Source organism: Enterobacter cloacae complex sp. SYL003 (genome assembly GCF_049236925.1).
Classification (GTDB): domain Bacteria; phylum Pseudomonadota; class Gammaproteobacteria; order Enterobacterales; family Enterobacteriaceae; genus Enterobacter; species Enterobacter intestinihominis.
In genome coordinates this window covers 237,398-256,251 of record NZ_JBMKJK010000004.1, presented here as the reverse complement: position 1 = coordinate 256,251, position 18,854 = coordinate 237,398, and the positions used below count along the sequence as shown (strand labels likewise).

Annotated in this window: 15 protein-coding genes; 6 read left to right on the top strand and 9 right to left on the bottom strand. The window is 54.5% G+C overall.

Features of this window, described 5'->3' with window-relative positions:
* Positions 1–42: 42 nt before the first annotated feature.
* Positions 43–1,569: a YdgA family protein gene (locus tag ACOT1A_RS07450; protein ID WP_022647926.1), complete on the bottom strand. Its 1,527-nt coding sequence runs from the start codon at positions 1,567–1,569 to the stop codon at positions 43–45.
* Positions 1,570–1,668: 99 nt separating this feature from the next.
* Complete coding sequence (manA, locus tag ACOT1A_RS07445; protein WP_105322724.1) at positions 1,669–2,844, bottom strand: mannose-6-phosphate isomerase; 1,176 nt, start codon at positions 2,842–2,844, stop codon at positions 1,669–1,671.
* 199 nt (positions 2,845–3,043) lie between these two features.
* On the opposite strand from manA, the gene fumA reads away from it, so the two are divergent.
* Positions 3,044–4,690 carry a class I fumarate hydratase FumA gene (gene fumA / locus ACOT1A_RS07440; protein ID WP_105322725.1) on the top strand — a complete coding sequence of 549 codons (1,647 nt, stop codon included), beginning with the start codon at positions 3,044–3,046 and terminating at the stop codon, positions 4,688–4,690.
* A 182-nt stretch (positions 4,691–4,872) separates the two neighbouring features.
* Positions 4,873–6,267 carry a class II fumarate hydratase gene (gene fumC, locus ACOT1A_RS07435; RefSeq protein WP_022647929.1) on the top strand — a complete coding sequence of 465 codons (1,395 nt, stop codon included), beginning with the start codon at positions 4,873–4,875 and terminating at the stop codon, positions 6,265–6,267.
* Here fumC and tus read toward each other — a convergent pair whose 3' ends face one another.
* The 4 genes from tus to rstA all read right to left on the bottom strand — a co-directional run bounded on the left by tus (position 6,268) and on the right by rstA (position 10,420).
* Complete coding sequence (gene tus / locus ACOT1A_RS07430) at positions 6,268–7,197, bottom strand: DNA replication terminus site-binding protein (protein ID WP_022647930.1); 930 nt, start codon at positions 7,195–7,197, stop codon at positions 6,268–6,270.
* A 74-nt stretch (positions 7,198–7,271) separates the two neighbouring features.
* On the bottom strand, positions 7,272–8,570 hold the full coding sequence (gene rstB, locus ACOT1A_RS07425; RefSeq protein ID WP_023299971.1) for a two-component system sensor histidine kinase RstB: 1,299 nt from the start codon (positions 8,568–8,570) through the stop codon (positions 7,272–7,274).
* A 324-nt stretch (positions 8,571–8,894) separates the two neighbouring features.
* The gene (gene iraM / locus ACOT1A_RS07420) at positions 8,895–9,266 is read right to left on the bottom strand and encodes an anti-adapter protein IraM (RefSeq protein ID WP_023299972.1); all 372 of its coding nucleotides are present in this window, start codon (positions 9,264–9,266) and stop codon (positions 8,895–8,897) included.
* Between the two features lie 437 nt (positions 9,267–9,703).
* Positions 9,704–10,420, bottom strand: a complete 717-nt coding sequence (gene rstA, locus ACOT1A_RS07415; protein ID WP_032671147.1) for a two-component system response regulator RstA — start codon at positions 10,418–10,420, stop codon at positions 9,704–9,706.
* Between the two features lie 127 nt (positions 10,421–10,547).
* Here rstA and ACOT1A_RS07410 point away from each other — a divergent pair, with 127 nt between their 5' ends.
* Complete coding sequence (locus ACOT1A_RS07410) at positions 10,548–10,883, top strand: GlpM family protein (RefSeq protein WP_105322726.1); 336 nt, start codon at positions 10,548–10,550, stop codon at positions 10,881–10,883.
* On the opposite strand, the gene folM is transcribed toward ACOT1A_RS07410, so the two are convergent.
* The 3 genes from folM to ydgH form a co-directional block, all read right to left on the bottom strand.
* The gene (gene folM, locus ACOT1A_RS07405; protein ID WP_063200822.1) at positions 10,880–11,602 is read right to left on the bottom strand and encodes a dihydromonapterin reductase; all 723 of its coding nucleotides are present in this window, start codon (positions 11,600–11,602) and stop codon (positions 10,880–10,882) included. The two genes, ACOT1A_RS07410 and folM, sit on opposite strands and share 4 nt — an antisense overlap.
* 39 nt (positions 11,603–11,641) lie before the next feature.
* Positions 11,642–13,024, bottom strand: coding sequence for an amino acid permease (locus tag ACOT1A_RS07400; protein WP_063841947.1), 1,383 nt, complete (start codon positions 13,022–13,024; stop codon positions 11,642–11,644).
* A 185-nt stretch (positions 13,025–13,209) separates the two neighbouring features.
* On the bottom strand, positions 13,210–14,154 hold the full coding sequence (ydgH, locus tag ACOT1A_RS07395; protein ID WP_022647937.1) for a DUF1471 family protein YdgH: 945 nt from the start codon (positions 14,152–14,154) through the stop codon (positions 13,210–13,212).
* 535 nt (positions 14,155–14,689) lie between these two features.
* Here ydgH and pntA point away from each other — a divergent pair.
* The 3 genes from pntA (at position 14,690) to ACOT1A_RS07380 (ending at position 18,838) form a co-directional block, all read left to right on the top strand.
* The gene (pntA, locus tag ACOT1A_RS07390; protein WP_017384575.1) at positions 14,690–16,219 is read left to right on the top strand and encodes a Re/Si-specific NAD(P)(+) transhydrogenase subunit alpha; all 1,530 of its coding nucleotides are present in this window, start codon (positions 14,690–14,692) and stop codon (positions 16,217–16,219) included.
* A 10-nt stretch (positions 16,220–16,229) separates the two neighbouring features.
* Positions 16,230–17,618, top strand: coding sequence for a Re/Si-specific NAD(P)(+) transhydrogenase subunit beta (gene pntB, locus ACOT1A_RS07385; protein WP_022647939.1), 1,389 nt, complete (start codon positions 16,230–16,232; stop codon positions 17,616–17,618).
* 107 nt (positions 17,619–17,725) lie between these two features.
* Positions 17,726–18,838 carry a mechanosensitive ion channel family protein gene (locus ACOT1A_RS07380; RefSeq protein ID WP_022647940.1) on the top strand — a complete coding sequence of 371 codons (1,113 nt, stop codon included), beginning with the start codon at positions 17,726–17,728 and terminating at the stop codon, positions 18,836–18,838.
* The last annotated feature ends 16 nt before the right edge of the window (positions 18,839–18,854 follow it).

Here is an 18,854-nt window from a genome sequence, read left to right as displayed (position 1 = left end):
CGCCTGGCAATAAAAAAACCCCTCATGCGAGGGGTTTTTCGTTTACTGCTGCGGTACTGCTGGCGGCGCTGCCGGTTCAGCCGGTGCCGGAATGCCCAGCGTCGGCATACCAAACATGCCGACAAAATCTTCCAGCGGCATTTTGTCGCCGTTGAGCGTTACCTGGCCATTAGCATATTGCAGGCTGGTGGAAATGGTGTTGTCTTCCACCTTCGTGATGCGGAACATCTGGCCCATCGCCGCCAGGCCTTTCACCTGTTGGTTTGCCAGTTTACCTGCATCTTCTTCACCATACCCTTCGAGTTTCGCAATCTGCGTCATGAACTCGGTTGCCATATCCATCGGGATGGTCAGCTTGCTGTCGAGCGATTTCACGCTGCGGTCAACTTCCTGCGCCAGGGTCTGCGGCTCGCCAGTCGCGGCCGCCGGATCCTTCAGGAACAGCGACAGGTTGAAGTTGGTTTCGCCTTTGTCGTTTTTCCAGCTCAGTGGCGCAACGGTAATTACCGGCTCGCCTTTCAGCAGGATCGGCAGGTTATTAAACAGCACGGCCATCGCCTGCTGCTGGTACGCCTGCGGGTTCTGTTGCAGGGCGGCATCGGTCAGCAGAGCCTGACTCTCTTTGCTGTATTTCTGGCTAAATTCGTGCCATGCCTGGCCGTCAATGTTGCCAATTTTCAGTGACAGCTTGCCGGTACCCAGGTCCTGATTCTGTACTTTCAGGCTTTTCAGGCTGTAATCCAGCTGGGTGTTGATGCTTTTACCGTCTTTGGAAACGTCAGACTTGCCGTCCAGATCCATGCCTTCCAGCACTGCCATCTCTTTACCTTCAATCGCAATGGCGATCTTATCGAGGCTCAGCTTCTGATCGCCAATACGCTCGTCAAAATCGGTCATACGGCTATTGCCGCTGGCTTTCAGGTTGTTAAAGGTGAGCTGGACCTTCTGGTTATATTCATTGACTGAATTCACCAGGCCGCTGGCGGCATCGCCGGTCAGAGAGACATTCTTGCCGTCGCGATCGGCATCAAGCTGGAAATTACCGCCGCTGAAGGCGACTTTATCGGTGCCTTGTTCGTAATTCAGCGCTTTCAGGTCGATGTCGGAACGCGTATCACCGGCATAGCTGATGCGGGTATTGATCTCGAACGGCGACTCATTTTTCGCCATATCGAAAATTGGCTTCGTCACCTCGTTATTTACCAGTACGGTTCTGGCGGATGCCATAGAGGGGATCAGGTTAAACTTTTTCAACTGCGCCAGCGGGAACGGACCGTGGCTGACCACTTCATCCAGTACCACGCTCTGGCCCGGTTTCAGCCAGGCGTTCTGATTGCCCGCTACCGGCTTCACCACCACCTGCATATGGCTGGTAAAGACGCCACGCTGGTAGTTCTGGTAGCTCAGCTCCAGACCTGCTTCAGGCGCGCTGCGCTTAATTTCGCTGTTTGCCTGTGCCATCATCTCTGCCAGACGGCTTTCCAGCTGTTTCCCGGTATACCAGGAAGCACCCGTCCAGATCACGCCTAAAGCAACAATCACTCCTACCGCTACGACCGATTTTTTCATTGCGATTATCCCTAAAATGAAACCAGGCGGTTAAAACCGCCTGGTGTTACAACGCCTGTTACTAGCTTAGCAAGAGTTGTTAAAAAATTCAGTAAGTCCCTAAAGCTTATTAAAAACGCGCGCCAGGCGACCAGTGCCGCTCACGAAGACAGGCGACTCGTTTGCCGGGACAAAAGCGGACTCCCCCGGTTTAAGCAGCAGACGCTCGCTACCGTTATGCAACGTCGCTTCGCCTTCCACACAGAACAGGATCGCGGCGCTCTCCTGTGCAATGGCGGTTTCGTCTGCGCTGAGGTCATGCAGGGAGAAGGCAAAATCGTCAACCGGAATCGGGAAGTCCAGCTCTGAGCCGTTTTTCACCGGCTGAGTAAGCAGCTCCGCAGCAGGTTTCGCCACGAACTTCACGTTGGCAACCAGCTCAGGGATGTCGATGTATTTTGGCGTCAGGCCCGCGCGCAGTACGTTATCGGAATTAGCCATCACCTCCAGCGCCACGCCGTTCAGGTAGGCGTGCGGGGTTTCAGCGAACAGGAACATTGCTTCGCCCGGGTTGAGCTTCACCACGTTCAGCAGCAGCGGAGAGAAGAGGCCGCTGTCGTCCGGATAAAACGCGGAAATTACGCGAATCGTGTCCCATGGTTCACCCTGCTGGTCGTTCAGCGCGGCTTTCAGCACCGCCAGCGCGTGGGATTTTTCCTCGCCCTGCATATTCAGCAGGCTGGCAAACAGCGCGCTCAGGGCTTCTGCGTTCGGGTTTTCCAGGAAGTGGGCGATCGCGTTGTGAGCCCCAGCGACCGGTTGCAGCAGGGAGATGATCTCGGAAAACTCGCGGAAGGCATTCATCGCCAGGAAAGGGGTAAGGGCGAAAACCAGTTCCGGCTTGTGGTTAGGATCTTTGTAGTTACGCTCTGCGGCGTCTAACGGAATACCGGCGGCGTTTTCTTTGGCAAAGCCCAGCTCAGAGGCTTTTTTGTTCGGGTGAACCTGAATGGAGAGCGGCTGGTCGGCGCACAATACCTTGAACAGAAAAGGCAGCTCACCAAAACGATTCGCCACTTTATCGCCGAGCAGCGCGGCTTTGTCGGCATCGATGACATCACGCAGGCTGCGCACCTGGCCGCTGGCATCTTCAATTTTTGAGCTGCTCTTCGGGTGCGCGCCCATCCACAGCTCTGCCATCGGCAGGTTGTCCGGGTTGGCGATACCGTAGAGATCCGTTAACGCAGTTTTGCTTCCCCAGGCGTAGTTTTGCACTGAGTTGATGAGTTTTTGCATTATCAAGCCCTGATTCATATGTGGAATTAACTTCGCGTATTAAAGCAATAAACCGAATGGAAGTAACCTGCGGATGTAAAAAGTCGTACTAGTCTCAGTTTTTGTTAAAAAATTGTGTAGGATAAGCTGACTCGCTTTTAAGCCGGGCAGCGGAACATCTGCCCTGAATAAACAGACCGAAGCAGTAAGTGAGAGAATAATGTCGAATAAACCCTTCCATTATCAGGATCCTTTCCCCCTCAGTCAGGATCGGACCGAGTATTACCTGTTAACCCGCGATTACGTTTCTGTCTCTGAGTTTGAAGGGCAGGAGATCCTCAAAGTTGACCCGCAGGCGCTGACGCTGCTGGCGCAGCAAGCCTTCCACGATGCTTCCTTTATGCTCCGTCCGGCGCATCAGCAGCAGGTTGCCGATATTCTGAGCGACCCGAAAGCCAGCGAGAACGACAAGTACGTTGCCCTGCAATTCCTGCGTAACTCTGATATCGCGGCGAAAGGCATTCTGCCGACCTGCCAGGACACCGGCACGGCGATTATCACCGGTAAAAAAGGCCAGCGCGTCTGGACCGGCGGCGGTGACGAAGCGGCGCTGGCGCGCGGCGTCTACAATACCTACACCGAAGATAACCTGCGCTATTCGCAAAACGCGGCGCTGGATATGTACAAAGAGGTGAACACCGGCACCAACCTGCCTGCGCAGATTGACCTCTACAGTGTCGACGGTGACGAGTACAAATTCCTCTGCATTGCCAAAGGCGGCGGTTCAGCCAACAAAACCTATCTTTACCAGGAAACCAAAGCGCTGCTTACCCCGGGCAAGCTGAAGAACTATCTGGTTGAGAAGATGCGCACCCTTGGCACTGCGGCCTGCCCGCCGTACCATATCGCGTTTGTGATTGGCGGTACGTCTGCTGAAAGCACCCTGAAAACCGTTAAGCTGGCCTCAACCAAATACTACGATGGCCTGCCAACGGAAGGTAACGAACATGGTCAGGCGTTCCGCGACGTGCAGCTTGAGCAGGAACTGCTGGCCGAAGCGCAGAATCTGGGGCTGGGCGCGCAGTTTGGCGGCAAATACTTCGCGCATGACATTCGCGTGATCCGCCTCCCGCGCCACGGTGCATCCTGTCCAGTGGGGATGGGCGTGTCGTGCTCTGCGGATCGTAACATCAAAGCGAAGATCAACCGCGACGGCATCTGGATCGAAAAGCTGGAGAACAACCCGGGCAAATACATCCCTGAAGAACTGCGTAAAGCGGGTGAGGGCGAAGCGGTACGCGTTGACCTGAATCGCCCAATGAAGGAGATCCTGGCGCAGCTTTCGCAGTATCCGGTTTCAACGCGCCTTTCCCTGAACGGGACGATTATCGTGGGCCGCGACATCGCCCATGCGAAGCTGAAAGAGCGCCTGGACAACGGTGAAGGGCTGCCGCAGTACATTAAAGATCACCCGATCTACTACGCAGGCCCGGCAAAAACACCTGATGGGTATGCTTCCGGCTCGTTAGGCCCAACGACGGCGGGCCGTATGGACTCCTACGTCGACCAGTTGCAGGCCAACGGTGGCAGCATGATCATGCTGGCGAAAGGCAACCGCAGCCAGCAGGTGACGGACGCGTGCCACAAGCACGGCGGCTTCTACCTCGGCAGCATCGGCGGCCCGGCAGCGGTGCTGGCACAGGGCAGTATCAAGAGCCTGGAGTGCGTGGAGTACCCGGAACTGGGTATGGAAGCGATCTGGAAAATTGAAGTGGAAGACTTCCCGGCGTTCATTCTTGTGGATGACAAAGGTAACGACTTCTTCAAACAGATCCAGTCTTCCCAGTGTTCGGCGTGTGTGAAGTAATTCTGTAAATTGCCGGGTGGCGCTGGCGCTTACCCGGCCTACATTCTCGTAGGTCGGGTAAGGCGCAGCCGCCACCCGACATCAAAAAGAGCGCACAAAGCGCCATAACGTTTCTCAGAAGTCATCAATACTTATCTCTTAAGCATGTGAGCAATCCCATCTTTGTTATCAAGGAGTAAGTAATGACAATGCATCGCCGCGAGAAAGACTCCATGGGCGCCATCGACGTCCCGGCCGACAAGCTATGGGGCGCGCAAACCCAGCGTTCGCTGGAGCATTTCCGCATTTCGACAGAGAAAATGCCCGTCTCGCTAATCCAGGCGCTGGCGTTGACCAAACGTGCTGCCGCCAAAGTCAATCAGGATCTGGGCCTGCTGGATGCCGATAAAGCCTCGGCCATCATCAATGCCGCCGACGAAGTGCTGGCGGGCAAACATCCCGACGAATTCCCCCTTGCCATCTGGCAGACCGGCTCAGGCACCCAGAGCAACATGAACATGAACGAGGTGCTGGCGAACCGCGCAAGCGAGCTGCTTGGCGGCGTACGCGGCATGGAGCGGAAGGTTCACCCGAACGATGACGTGAATAAAAGCCAGAGTTCCAACGACGTGTTCCCGACGGCCATGCACGTGGCGGCCGTCATCGCTATCCGCGAGCAGCTTATCCCGCAACTCAACGTGCTCAAATCTACGCTTAACGAGAAAGCGCAGGCTTTCGGCGACATTGTAAAAATTGGTCGTACGCACCTGCAGGACGCCACGCCGCTGACGCTTGGCCAGGAGATCTCCGGCTGGGTGGCGATGCTGGAGCACAATCTTAAGCATATAGACAACAGCCTGCCGCATCTGGCGGAGTTGGCGCTCGGCGGAACGGCGGTTGGCACCGGGTTAAACACCCATCCCGAGTACGCGGTGCGCGTGGCCGAAGAGCTGGCGAAGATCACCGGGCAGCCGTTTGTTACCGCCCCGAATAAATTCGAAGCCCTGGCGACCTGTGATGCGCTGGTCCATACCCATGGCGCGCTGAAAGGGCTGGCAGCCTCGCTGATGAAAATCGCCAACGACGTGCGCTGGCTGGCCTCCGGCCCGCGCTGCGGCATCGGCGAAATCAGCATTCCGGAAAACGAGCCGGGTAGCTCCATTATGCCGGGTAAAGTAAACCCGACGCAGTGCGAAGCCATGACCATGCTGTGCTGTCAGGTGATGGGTAATGACGTTGCGGTCAACATGGGCGGCGCGTCGGGTAACTTCGAGCTTAACGTCTATCGCCCGATGGTGATCCACAACGTACTGCAATCGATTCGTCTGCTGGCCGATGGCATGGAGAGCTTTAACGAGCACTGCGCGGTGGGCATTGAGCCTAATCGCGAGCGAATCAGCCAGCTGCTGAATGAGTCCCTGATGCTGGTCACGGCGCTAAACACCCATATTGGTTATGACAAAGCGGCCGAAATCGCTAAAAAAGCGCACAAAGAGGGGCTTACCCTGAAAGCCTCTGCGCTGGCGCTGGGCTACCTGACGGACGCCGAGTTTGATGCCTGGGTCCGCCCGGAAGCGATGGTGGGCAGCATCAGGTAATCACTGCGCCACATACAGGTGCAGCCGCGGGATAATCAGCTGTAGCGGCTGTGCCTGGGGTTTATAGCGATGCTGAACGTTTTCAGCATCGTAGTTCAGCAGTTCTCCTATATCCGGCACCACCGCACCCTGATCGGCATCGTAGAGCGCAATCAGCGGTGTCGGGCAGGCGTATTGCACCTGCTTTTGCTGTCCCGCATACCAGACACGAGCGATAGGCTGCACCTTCACCGGACGCTTTATTTTAAGACGGGTATCAGCCGGCAGGGAGGCAATGCTGTGGTACTCCTGCTCCAGCCGTTCAATCCACTGTTCCCGCGACCACGGGGCGACCGTTCGCGGCGACTTCAGGCTTTTCTCCAACTGAGCCAGGATCTCGTCGCGCGTGAAGTTTTTAATGATGTGCTTGTTGGCCCAGCCGAAGCGCAGCGTGGCGGGGTGGCGCAGTACCGTCAGCGTGCGGTAAGCATTCAGGGTGATCAGCCCCGGAAGCTGGCGATGCACCCATTCAAAACGGGCAGCCGGTGCCAGCCCGGACTCAACGGTCACGATTTTCTCGAAGGCGGCTTTCAGCGTATTAATATGCGTAATTTGCGCCTCAATGGCTTCACGCGTTGCGGTATCCGTTTGCAGACAGATGACGCCGGGCAGGCGAACGGCGGCCTTACTGCTGCGATTTTCGGACTGCTGCTGGATGAAAAGGCGGCGATAGTGCTGCAACGTCAGTTCCAGCGCCACTTTACCGATATGCTGCGTTACCTCAATGGTGTTCAGCGGGTCGTGTTCCGCGCCTTTCGCCACCTCGGGCAGGGAAAAGACGCGGGCGGCCAGCAGGCGGCAGCCCTGTAGTTGCGCCGTCAGGGTCAGTAACGCCTGCTCTATTTCCCGAAATGTGGTGTTAAGCCTTTCGATGAGATCGTAAGTCGCCATAATAGCCCTTAATTAGTTACAACATACTACTGATATAGCACAACACGCCGGGTCAGGCCAGCGTGCGGTTTAGTTCAGGCAGGTATGGGAAGAGGAATGTTGTGATAGATCGGCCAGCTAAAGACGAACCGGGCCCCGCCCAGCTCGCTCGCTTCGCAGCGAACCGAACCGCCCATCGCCTGGGCAATAGAACGGACAATAGCCAGCCCCAGACCACAGCCGCCGGTAGCACGGTCGCGGCTGGGGTCGAGGCGCACAAACGGCTCGAAAACTTTTTCACGCTCCGCTGGCTCAATACCGGGGCCATCGTCTTCCACACACAGAATTGCCTGGCTCCCCTGCAAATCTAAACCTATGCGCAGCGTGGTTTCGCTGTAGCGCATGGCGTTATTCATCAGATTATCCAGCACGCGTTCCATCAGGCGCATGTCCAGCGCGCCGTACGCGCCGGGGGTAATGGCTGTAAGCAGTTTTCGCTGAGGGTTAACGCTCTGCACATCGTTAATATGCGTCTGTAGCCAGACGGGAAGATCCGGCGTACTGAGGTGCAACTCCGTCTGAGGCCGATCGAGGCGGGCATAGGTCAGCAGCTCTTCAATCAGCGCTTCAAGCTGGCCAATATCCCGATTGAGGGCCTGCGATTCCGCGGCGGTGAGGTTCTCGCTCATCTCCAGGCGATAACGCAGGCGTACCAGCGGAGTGCGCAGTTCATGCGCAATGCCGTCGATAAGCTGCTTCTTGCTGGCAATCAGGGCGTTGATGTTATCGGCCATCTGGTTAAAGGCAATACCGAGACGGTCAAAACTGGAACCGCTATCGAAATGTATGCGTTCAGTTAAATGACCCTCCCCAAAACGCTGTGCGGCGGATTCCAGTTTCAGCATGTCCTGCCAGTGCGGTCGCATCCAGATGAATACAGGGAAAGCGAGCGAGATGGCAATAAAGCCCAGCAGGGCGAGATCCAGCAGGCGCATCTGGTGCAGGTAATAGAGATAGGGCACTGGCCCGACGGCCAGGACATAGTGGCTGCGCGGAATACGCTGAATGAAGGTATATTTCTCGTCCAGGGCGACGATGTCTCCATCGCGCAAACGCTGCATCGCCGGCGGCGCTAAATCAAAATCCTTCAGGGGTTCGATACGCAGATCAAACGACAGATTCAGATCCAGCTCTTTTAACGTACGTGCCCAGTCATGCGGAGGAATTTCGCGCAGCTCGCTACGCATCAGGTAGAGCGAGCTTTTCATCAGATCGTCCAGGGATTGTCTGCCCGCACGCTCTGCGGTGAACTTATAGACCAGCCCGACCAGCATGGTCATCACCAGAAAGCAGACAAACAGCAGTAAATAAAACTGAACAAACAGCTTCTTCATTAATTTCACCGAAACAGGGGCTTCACTACACGTCTTTTACCAGCAGGGTCGCTATGGGCGCAAGTCAGGCATGATGCGTTGAAAAGGGGTATTCGTCGAAAGGTAATAAAACACGCATCGCTTTATTCCATCAATGCCCGGGTAATCCGTTTACGCTTCGCTATACGAGTTTATTTGCGATTGAGAGTATTTGTGAATCAGAATAACAATGACAAAGGCCACCTGCGGGTGGCTTTATTTATGGCGTTTACCAGTGAGAGGTATCCGGCGCAAACGGTGCGACAAAGATACTTATCTTTGTAACCTGAACATTACCAACATTCGTTAATGTCTGGATTTGACTGTGCTGACAATCAGTGGATTCGTGATAAACCCATGCGGACACTTACGCGCGTTGCAATGCACCGCGTAGGTACATATCTCCTCTTCCTGGTTTCGATTGTATGGGCAGGCCATCTTGTTTTTAATTTCACTCCATAACATCTCGTTGTAAGGGGAGATGTTGTATATCGATATTGGCTTGAAAACACCATTAATGAAGACGCCATTCTTTGTCGGATATATCCTATCGCCGGGGTACAAATAAACATCGCTTTCATACCAAATGATGAGTTTCAAGAACTTGAGTCCCAAGATGCTTGAATAAACGATCCCCGTGTTAGGACAAATTACCGAGCTAATGACTCTCCATGACATTGCTATACCTCGTTCATTAAATAATTGAGAGAGTATAAGGTTTAGCATGAGAATTAGATTTCTGCAAACGTGTAAGCTATTGAAAAAGATCGATATTATTTATATGCTAACTATATCCCCTTTGTTTTCATAAGGATAAGATAATATTTTAGTCAATTGTAAAGTTCATTTTTAACACAATGTGCATTTAAGTGACGGATTTTTGATCGATGATGGTTCCTGAACTGCTGAATATATATTGTACTATAGCAATGAAATACATTAGAGCTACTTTTGTTTACGCGAAAAATGCACATCGAAATTGAACAGGTAAGAGGAATGTGATCAAGGGATATTTCATGACTAACGATGCATATAATCGAAAACTTACGACGTATACCGATAACATTCCTGATGCATCGCAAGTTATTTTTCGAAATTTACTGTGTAGTTTTTTTTCAGGTTTCCCATGCGTGCGGGGCAAACAGGTAGCCCTTATTACGTACGGTTTTAATGCGGTAGGGCTCGGTGGCGCTGTCCTGCAGTTTTTTTCGCAGGCGAGAAATCGCCACATCAACGCTACGATCCATTCCGTCGTAACTTACGCCGCGCAGATTTTTCAGCAATGCATCCCGGTCCATAATTTGCCCGGCATGAGTTGCCAGCTCCCACAGCAGGTCAAAATCTGCGGTTGAGAGCGCAATCAGCTCCCCGGAAAGCATAACCTGTCGGTTGACCGGGTCGATAGAAAGCGTGCCGAACCGCATCGCCTTATGCGGCGTTAAAGAGGGCGCAGGCGCTTCACGCTCAGCGCTGGCACGCTGACGCAGATGAAGGCGCAAACGGGCAAGCAGGACCGCCGGCGGCGTGGTTTTCAGGATGTAGTCATTCGCGCCCATCTCAAGGGACAGAATATGATTCATATCGCTGTCGAGAGAGGTCAGCAGCACGATCGGGCCGTCCCACTTTGCGCGCAGATCCCGGCAAAGCGTCATGCCATCTTTTCCGGGCAGCATAATGTCCAGCAACACCAGGTCCGGATTTTCGCGGGTGACGACGTCTTCAGCGCGATCGCCACGAGGTTCGACAACCACTTCAATATCATGTTTACCCAGATAAGCGGCGATCAATTGACCCACTTCGGGTTCATCTTCAACATAAACAATCTTATTCATACTACGTCTGTCATCGCGAAAAACGTCAACATACACCGCACAACCTTAACCTTCCATTAATCTTTCATAATTAGCCGGAGTTCCGTTATCCTGCACGGGAATGTTATTTGATTGTTAAGGGAAAAGAATGGGGCTGTTGATCAAAGCCGCGCTGGGTGCGCTGGTCGTGCTGCTGATTGGGGTGCTGGCTAAAACGAAGAACTACTACATTGCCGGGCTTATCCCGCTGTTTCCCACCTTTGCGTTAATTGCGCACTATATTGTGGCCTCTGAGCGGGGTATAGAGGCGCTGCGTGCCACCATTGTATTCGGGATGTGGTCAATCATCCCGTATTTCATCTATCTGCTGTCGCTGTGGTACTTCACCAGTTTTCTGCGTCTGCCCCTGGCGCTGGGCGGGGCGGTGGTCTGCTGGAGCCTCAGCGCCTGGGTGCTCATCTTCTTCTGGAGCCGCTTTCACTAGCGCAGCGGGCGGCCACCGTCCACGGCAAACGTCCTTCCCGTGACGTAACAGCTGGTCAGCAGATAATCGATCAGGTCGATCACCTCTTTCTCGCCGGGCGCAATTTTCATCAACGATTTGTTAAGCGCCTGCTGACGATACTCGGCATCATCGCCCTCGTTAAATAAAATCATCGCCGGGGCAATCGCGTTGACTTTTACCTCGGGGGCCAGCTTGCGCGCGAACGAGCGAGTCATATTATCCAGCGCGGCTTTGCTGGCCGCGTAGGCGATGTGTTTATCGCTGCCTCGCTCCACCACGTAATCGGTGAAATGGATAATGTCGCCTGCGGCATGGCCGTGTCCGCGTAGCAGATCCTGTAGGGCATGGTTGAGCAGATAAGGCGCATTAACGTGGATCTGCATCATGCAGGCGAGCGTTTCGCTGAGCGAATGTCCTGCTTTTTCAGGAAGCCAGGTACTGGCGTTGTGAATAACCGCCCGCAGCCCGGGGGTGGTCGATTTCACTTTTTCCGCGAAAGTAAGAATACCTTCATCCGTGGAGAAATCCGCCTGAATGCAGACGGCTCCGGCATGTCGTAGCCCTTCAATGGAGGGATATTCCGTGCGGTAACTGACGATAACCGGATGGCGAAGATTGAGAAAGTGATGGGCGAGGGCGAGGCCGATGCGACGGCCTGCGCCAGTGATCAATATTGGGCGTTGCTGCGTGTGTCCCATCGTAATCTCCTTTTCAGTTCAACAATGGGACAGGCGGCGCTATCCCATTAACATCCACGTTGCCGGTACGGCAGCGACTAACAGCAAACCTATCAACGCCATTTCGCGGCGCTTAAGGGCATTATCAAGCTGATGCGTACGGCGAGCGTAGATAAACACCAGCAGGCCTGGCGCGTAGAGCACCACGGACAGCAGCAGATGCATCGGGCCGGAAGCATACAATAACCATAGACCGTAAATACAGGCACCTACGCCTACCGCATAGTGTGCCGGGCGGGTCGCAATTTTTAACAGATATGCGCCCACTAAGAAATAGGGTACCAGAATCATCTCGGAGGCGATGGTCAGCAGCGTGTTATAGTCCGAACCTGTGAGCCAGATCAGCACCAGACAGACCTGCACGCTGATGTTGGTGAGCCACAGAGAGGCCGATGGCGCACTGTTTTTATTCTGACGGGCAAACAGGCGCGGGAACGCTTTATGCGTGGCGGCCAGGAACGGAACTTCCGCTGCCATAATGGTCCAGCTCAGGTACGCGCCGCAGACGGAGACAATCAAACCCGCCGCGATAACCACATCACCCCAGGGACCGAGCATTTTCACCATCAGCCCGGCCATGGACGGATTACGCATCTCCGCCAGTTCAGGGCGGGCCACCACACCGAGCGACAGCAGCGTCACCAGCAGATAAACGCCCAGCGCCGCCAGGACGGCCAGCAGCGTGGCGCGTCCCACGTCGCGTTTGTTACGCGCGCGGGCAGAGACCACGACGGCACCTTCAACACCGATGAACACCCACAGGGTAATCAGCATGGTATTTTTCACCTGCTCCCAGACGGGAACGCCCAACGCAATACCGCTGAAATCGAGCGTAAAGACATCGAGACGGAAGGCGAGGAAGGCCAGCACGACGAACAGGCCAAGCGGCACCAGCTTGGCCAGCGTCGCCACCAGGTTAATGCTGGCCGCGGTCTGAACGCCGCGCATAATCAACCAGTGAACAATCCACAGCAGCACCGAGGCGCCGACGATGGACTGCCATGTATTGCCGTCACCAAACAGGCGCAGTTCGGGCGTATCGGTAAAGAAACTGAGCGCCGAGAAGACGATAACCAGATAGGAGACGTTGGCGATCACCGCGCACAGCCAGTAGCCCCAGGCGGAGCAGAAGCCAATCAGCTCGCCAAAACCTTCACGGGCGTAAGTGAATATTCCGCCGTCCAGATCCGGTCGGATACGCGTCAGCAGCAGCATGGCGAACGCCAGCAGCAAAATCCCGACGCCGGTGATGCCCCAGCCAATTAGTAATGCGGCCGGGCTGGCGACGGCCGCCATGTTCTGCGGCAAACTGAATACGCCCGCGCCCAGCATTGAGCTCAATACAAGTGCAGTTAACGCACTCAGGCCAAGTTTCTTTTCCATTGGCTTCCTGTTATGAAAAGTCCAAATCCAGAATAATTATTTCGCTAAGGCGCATAAAAATGGTGGATCACGCTAAGGCGCGGGATTTTACGGAGTGTGACGGATGCATGCAATGACATGGGGCAGAAATCAGAAAAAAAGTAACAAAAAAGGCGGCACTGCGCCGCCTTTATGAAACCGTTTTGTTACTTGTACAGATCAGCACTGATGGTCAGGTTGTTGCCACGTTCCTGCCACTGGCGGGTGATGTGGTAATACTTCGCGCCTTTCTTCGCAGCACGCTTCGCCACCTGATAGGAGATTTCTGTCATGTTGCCATAGTTGCCCGTAAACTTGATGCTGTCGAACGGCACCATCTGCGCGGCAGTGGCTTTGTTCAGCTCTTCAATTTTCGTGCCGTCTGGTAACGTAACGGTATAACGACCGCCTTTGGTGGATTGGGTTTCAAAGAAACGACCCACTTCAGCGCTTGGTGCCGCAGACGTTGCTACGCCCGGAATTTCAACTTTCTTCGCTTCTTCACCGCCTTTTGCTAACGCAGCACGACCGGCTTCTGAATCCGCTGGAATCGCATCGGGGCTTTGCACTACGCGTTTTTTCGCATCTTGCTTATAGATGAAGGCGGTAATGCGCTGGTTTCCGCCCTGGTTGGCATCAACCTGACGCACGATATAAAACGCGTAAGCGCCTTTTTCTCTCGCGGCTTTGGTGATGGCATCGTTAACTTCAGGCTGGCTGCGGTAGAAGCCCTGAACGGTCACGGTGTCATACGGTTCCAGCTGAACAGCCTGATCTTTCGGCAGTTCAACAATGCCGTTAATCACGCGGTTTTTCTGTTCATCTGCCTTTGGGGCATTCTCTTTGTACAGCGCAACAGTCACGCGCTGGTTACCGCTGTTGCCCTGATCGGACTGGTCAACAACGTAAAACGAGGCAGCGCCGTTTTTATCGGCGGCTTTTGATGCGGCGGCGACGGCATCGCCAATGGAATTATACCGACCCACAATGACCGTATGGTCAAAAGGTTTTAACGCTGCCGCTTGCTCCGGCGTCAACTCTGTCGCAGCATTCGCTGACAGGGCGGTCGCGGAAAGAAGTGCGGACGCCAGGAGTGTGTTCTTAAGCTTCATAAAAATAATCCTTCGCCTTGCGCAAACCATGTACTGGTGTTGTTGTTAATTTGAGACGGTCCCGATTATGGCATTTAACACCCGTCGCTGTCTGCGGCATTTTTCACAGCCTGTGCTCAGCAAAGGACCTGATTCGATAACATTTTGTGATATGTGGAAAAAACAGGCGTTTCACAAGAAAAACTGATTAAGCATATGACTTTTACAAGTTAATTTAATGTTAATGAGTTGTTCTTTTATGGCGCTATATCATGTTTTTACCGCTTCGCTTGCGCGATTTATCGGTCCTGAAGGCGAATTTAAGGTAAATATCTCTGTCAGTGACCCCGATCGCTTATTTTTCACAGATAAAATAAGAAATAGTGTTTTCTGGCGGTAGATCACGGGCGCTATTTTCAGTAGGTTATAGAAAGTTTGTTACTGTTTTATTTTCCGGGGTTAATCATTCTCCGTCGTTATCGCGATGGTGAAAATTGATACGAACCGCGGGCAATTATCGACAAACCATCATCACAAACCGATGGAAGGGAAAACTATGCGTATTGGGGTACCAAAAGAACGGTTAGCCAATGAAACCCGCGTAGCGGCAACACCAAAAACGGTGGAGCAACTGCTTAAACTGGGTTTTACCGTCGCGATTGAAAGCGGCGCGGGCAAACTGGCGAGTTTCGATGACGAGGCCTTTACTCAGGCTGGCGCGGACGTAGTGGACGGTGCTGAGGTCTGGCAATCACCCATTATTCTGAAGGTAAACGCACCGGAAGAGAGTGAAATTGAACTGCTGAACGCGGGCACGACGCTTGTGAGCTTTGTCTGGCCAGCCCAAAACCCGGAGCTGATGGAGAAGCTGGCGGCACGCGGTGTCACCGTGATGGCGATGGATTCCGTGCCGCGTATTTCGCGCGCGCAGTCTCTGGATGCGCTGAGTTCTATGGCAAACATTGCCGGCTATCGCGCCATTGTCGAAGCTGCGCATGAGTTTGGTCGCTTCTTTACCGGTCAAATTACGGCCGCAGGCAAAGTACCACCCGCGAAGGTGATGGTAATTGGTGCCGGTGTGGCAGGTCTTGCCGCTATTGGGGCCGCAAACAGCCTGGGCGCTATTGTTCGTGCGTTTGATACCCGGCCGGAAGTGAAGGAGCAGGTGCAGAGTATGGGCGCCGAATTCCTTGAGCTGGACTTCAAGGAAGAAGCGGGCAGCGGTGATGGTTACGCGAAGGTCATGTCTGAAGCCTTTATTAAGGCGGAAATGGCGCTCTTTGCGGCGCAGGCAAAAGAGGTGGACATCATTGTCACCACCGCGCTTATTCCGGGTAAACCGGCACCGAAGCTGATCACCCGTGAGATGGTGGATTCCATGCAGCCGGGCAGCGTGATTGTCGATCTGGCGGCGCAAAACGGCGGTAACTGTGAGTATACCGTGCCAAATCAGGTCACGACGACCGCGAACGGCGTGAAGGTGATCGGTTATACCGACCTGCCAGGACGTCTGCCAACCCAGTCCTCTCAGCTGTACGGCACGAACCTCGTTAATCTGCTGAAGCTGCTCTGCAAAGAGAAAGACGGCAACATCACCGTTGATTTTGATGATGTGGTGGTGCGCGGCGTGACCGTGGTGCGTGAAGGGGAAATCACCTGGCCTGCACCGCCGATACAGGTTTCCGCTCAGCCTCAGGCTGCGCCGAAAGCGGCGCCTGAGCCTGCAGAACCAGCGAAACCTGCGTCGCCGTGGCGCAAATACGCCATCATGGCGCTGGTCATTATCCTGTTTGGCTGGCTGGCGGACGTCGCGCCAAAAGAGTTCCTTGGCCACTTCACCGTCTTCGCGCTCTCCTGCGTGGTGGGTTACTACGTCGTGTGGAACGTTTCCCATGCGCTGCATACCCCGCTGATGTCGGTTACCAATGCCATCTCCGGGATTATCGTGGTTGGGGCATTGCTGCAAATTGGTCATGGCGGCTGGATCAGCTTCCTGAGCTTCATTGCAGTGCTGATCGCCAGTATCAATATTTTCGGTGGTTTCACCGTGACTCAGCGCATGCTGAAAATGTTTCGTAAAGGCTAAGGGGTAGCATATGTCTGGAGGATTAGTTACAGCCGCATACATTGTTGCTGCAATCCTGTTTATTTTCAGTCTGGCGGGGCTTTCCAAACACGAAACGTCTCAGCAGGGAAATAACTTTGGTATCGCCGGGATGGCGATTGCGCTGATTGCCACCATCTTTGGGCCGGACACTGGCAACGTGGCGTGGATCCTGGTGGCGATGATCATCGGTGGTGCGATTGGTATTCGTCTGGCGAAACGCGTTGAAATGACCGAGATGCCGGAGCTGGTTGCTATTCTGCACAGCTTCGTGGGTCTGGCCGCGGTGCTGGTGGGCTTCAACAGCTATCTGTACCACGAACCGGGTCTGGAACCGATTCTGGTGAACATCCACCTGACCGAAGTGTTCCTCGGCATCTTCATTGGTGCGGTGACCTTCACTGGCTCAATTGTGGCGTTCGGCAAACTGCGCGGGAAGATCTCTTCCAAACCGCTGATGCTGCCTAACCGCCACAAGCTGAATCTGGCGGCGCTGGTCGTTTCCTTTGTGCTGCTGGTGGTCTTCGTGCGTACCGAAAGCGTAGGCTTGCAGGTGCTGGCGTTACTGGTGATGACCATCATCGCGCTAGCCTTCGGCTGGCATCTGGTGGCGTCTATCGGCGGGGCAGATATGCCGGTAGTCGTCTCCATGCTGAACTCCTACTCCGGTTGGGCAGCGGCAGCAGCAGGCTTTATGCTGAGCAACGACCTGCTGATTGTCACCGGTGCGCTGGTCGGTTCTTCCGGTGCGATCCTGTCTTACATCATGTGTAAGGCGATGAACCGCTCGTTTATCAGCGTCATCGCGGGTGGCTTCGGTTCTGACGGTTCATCAACCGGTTCTGATGAGGAAGTGGGTGAACACCGTGAAATCAGTGCGGAAGACACCGCAGAGATGCTGAAAAACTCGCATTCCGTTATCATCACCCCGGGCTATGGCATGGCGGTGGCGCAGGCGCAGTATCCGGTGGCGGAAATCACCGAGAAACTGCGCGCGCGCGGTATCAAGGTTCGCTTTGGTATTCACCCGGTGGCGGGGCGTCTGCCAGGCCACATGAACGTGCTGCTGGCGGAAGCGAAGGTGCCTTACGACATCGTGCTGGAAATGGACGAGATCAACGATGATTTCGCCGACACCGACACCGTGCTGGTGATTGGCGCCAACGACACCGTTAACCCGGCGGCGCAGGACGATCCGCGCAGCCCGATTGCGGGTATGCCTGTTCTCGAAGTGTGGAAGGCGCAGAACGTCATTGTCTTCAAACGCTCTATGAACACCGGCTATGCTGGCGTGCAGAACCCGCTGTTCTTTAAAGATAACACCCACATGCTGTTTGGCGACGCCAAGGCCAGCGTGGATGCGATTCTGAAATCTCTTTAATTCCGCTTCATCCTGTCAAACCGCCCCTGGGGGCGGTTTTCTTATTTCTGCGGTCAGCCATTCTCCTCTGTCTATACTTTACCCTTTGTGTAATACGAGGAGGTGTAATGCAATTTCTGTCCCGCTTTGACATCATCGCGCTGATGATGACGCCATCATTCTGGATTGGCGTCGCCACGGTAGTCTTTGTAACTTTGCTGGTGTACTGGCTGCTGACGCGCCTGATCGCCTTTGTTAAGAAGGGGATCACCACCTGGGGCGACAAGCATCCCACCACCAACCGGATGCGTTTTATCCTGACGGATATGCTTAACCGCACCAGCCGCTTCCTGCTTTTTGTCGTGGCGCTGCTGTTCAGCCTGCGTTTCGTCGACTTACCGGATCATCTCTTTGGTACCGTGAGCCACGCCTGGTTCCTGGTCTTCGCTATCCAGGTGGCGCTGTGGATGGATCAGGGGGTGGTGTCGTGGCTTCGTCACGTCATGCTGGCGCCGGGAAGCCATAAAAACCCGGTGACGCTGGTGATCACGGGGCTTATCCTCCGTGCCATTGTCTGGTCAGTGATGCTGCTGTCTATCCTTGCTAACGCGGGCGTCAACATCACTGCTCTGGTTGCCAGCCTTGGGGTAGGGGGTATTGCTATCGCCCTCGCGGTGCAAACGATCCTGAGCGACGTGTTTGCATCGCTCTCCATCGGTTTTGATAAGCCGTTCGAAATCGGCGATTTTGTGGTGTTTAACGATGTCGCCGGGACGGTAGAGCACATAGGCCTGAAAACCACCCGTATCCGTAGCCTGAGCGGGGAGCAGATTGTCTGCGGGAACGCCATCCTGCTGCAACAGACGCTGCATAACTACAAGCGGATGCAAACGCGCCGGATCGTCTTTACCTTCGGGGTCGCCAGCGACACGGCGCCGGAAAAACTGCGTTCAGTGGGTGATATGGTCAAACAGATCATTACCGACGTCGGGGAAACGAAGTTTGACCGCGCCCATTTCCTGGGCTTCGATCGCGATCGCCTGACCTTCGAGGTGGTCCATATCGTTAATACGGCGGATTACAACAAGTACATGGATATTCAGCAGGAGATCAATATTCGTATTCTGGAGGGGCTGAACCAGCAGGAGATCAAGCTGGCGCTGCCGAGCATGGTTCTGCACGCGCCCTGGATGAATGCTGGCGACGAGGCACCGGCGCAACGGTTGAGCGAAGCGCAATAAAAAAAGCCCGCCGTTA

Coding starts and splice junctions, on each gene's coding strand:
- ACOT1A_RS07400 (WP_063841947.1), bottom strand. CDS start 13,024: ATGGAAAAGAAACTTGGCCTGAGTGCGTTAACTGCACTTGTATTGAGC.
- pntB (WP_022647939.1), top strand. CDS start 16,230: ATGTCTGGAGGATTAGTTACAGCCGCATACATTGTTGCTGCAATCCTG.
- rstA (WP_032671147.1), bottom strand. CDS start 10,420: ATGAATAAGATTGTTTATGTTGAAGATGAACCCGAAGTGGGTCAATTG.
- folM (WP_063200822.1), bottom strand. CDS start 11,602: ATGGGACACACGCAGCAACGCCCAATATTGATCACTGGCGCAGGCCGT.
- pntA (WP_017384575.1), top strand. CDS start 14,690: ATGCGTATTGGGGTACCAAAAGAACGGTTAGCCAATGAAACCCGCGTA.
- manA (WP_105322724.1), bottom strand. CDS start 2,844: ATGCAAAAACTCATCAACTCAGTGCAAAACTACGCCTGGGGAAGCAAA.
- ACOT1A_RS07450 (WP_022647926.1), bottom strand. CDS start 1,569: ATGAAAAAATCGGTCGTAGCGGTAGGAGTGATTGTTGCTTTAGGCGTG.
- ACOT1A_RS07410 (WP_105322726.1), top strand. CDS start 10,548: ATGGGGCTGTTGATCAAAGCCGCGCTGGGTGCGCTGGTCGTGCTGCTG.
- iraM (WP_023299972.1), bottom strand. CDS start 9,266: ATGTCATGGAGAGTCATTAGCTCGGTAATTTGTCCTAACACGGGGATC.
- ACOT1A_RS07380 (WP_022647940.1), top strand. CDS start 17,726: ATGCAATTTCTGTCCCGCTTTGACATCATCGCGCTGATGATGACGCCA.
- tus (WP_022647930.1), bottom strand. CDS start 7,197: ATGGCGACTTACGATCTCATCGAAAGGCTTAACACCACATTTCGGGAA.
- fumA (WP_105322725.1), top strand. CDS start 3,044: ATGTCGAATAAACCCTTCCATTATCAGGATCCTTTCCCCCTCAGTCAG.
- fumC (WP_022647929.1), top strand. CDS start 4,873: ATGACAATGCATCGCCGCGAGAAAGACTCCATGGGCGCCATCGACGTC.
- ydgH (WP_022647937.1), bottom strand. CDS start 14,154: ATGAAGCTTAAGAACACACTCCTGGCGTCCGCACTTCTTTCCGCGACC.
- rstB (WP_023299971.1), bottom strand. CDS start 8,570: ATGAAGAAGCTGTTTGTTCAGTTTTATTTACTGCTGTTTGTCTGCTTT.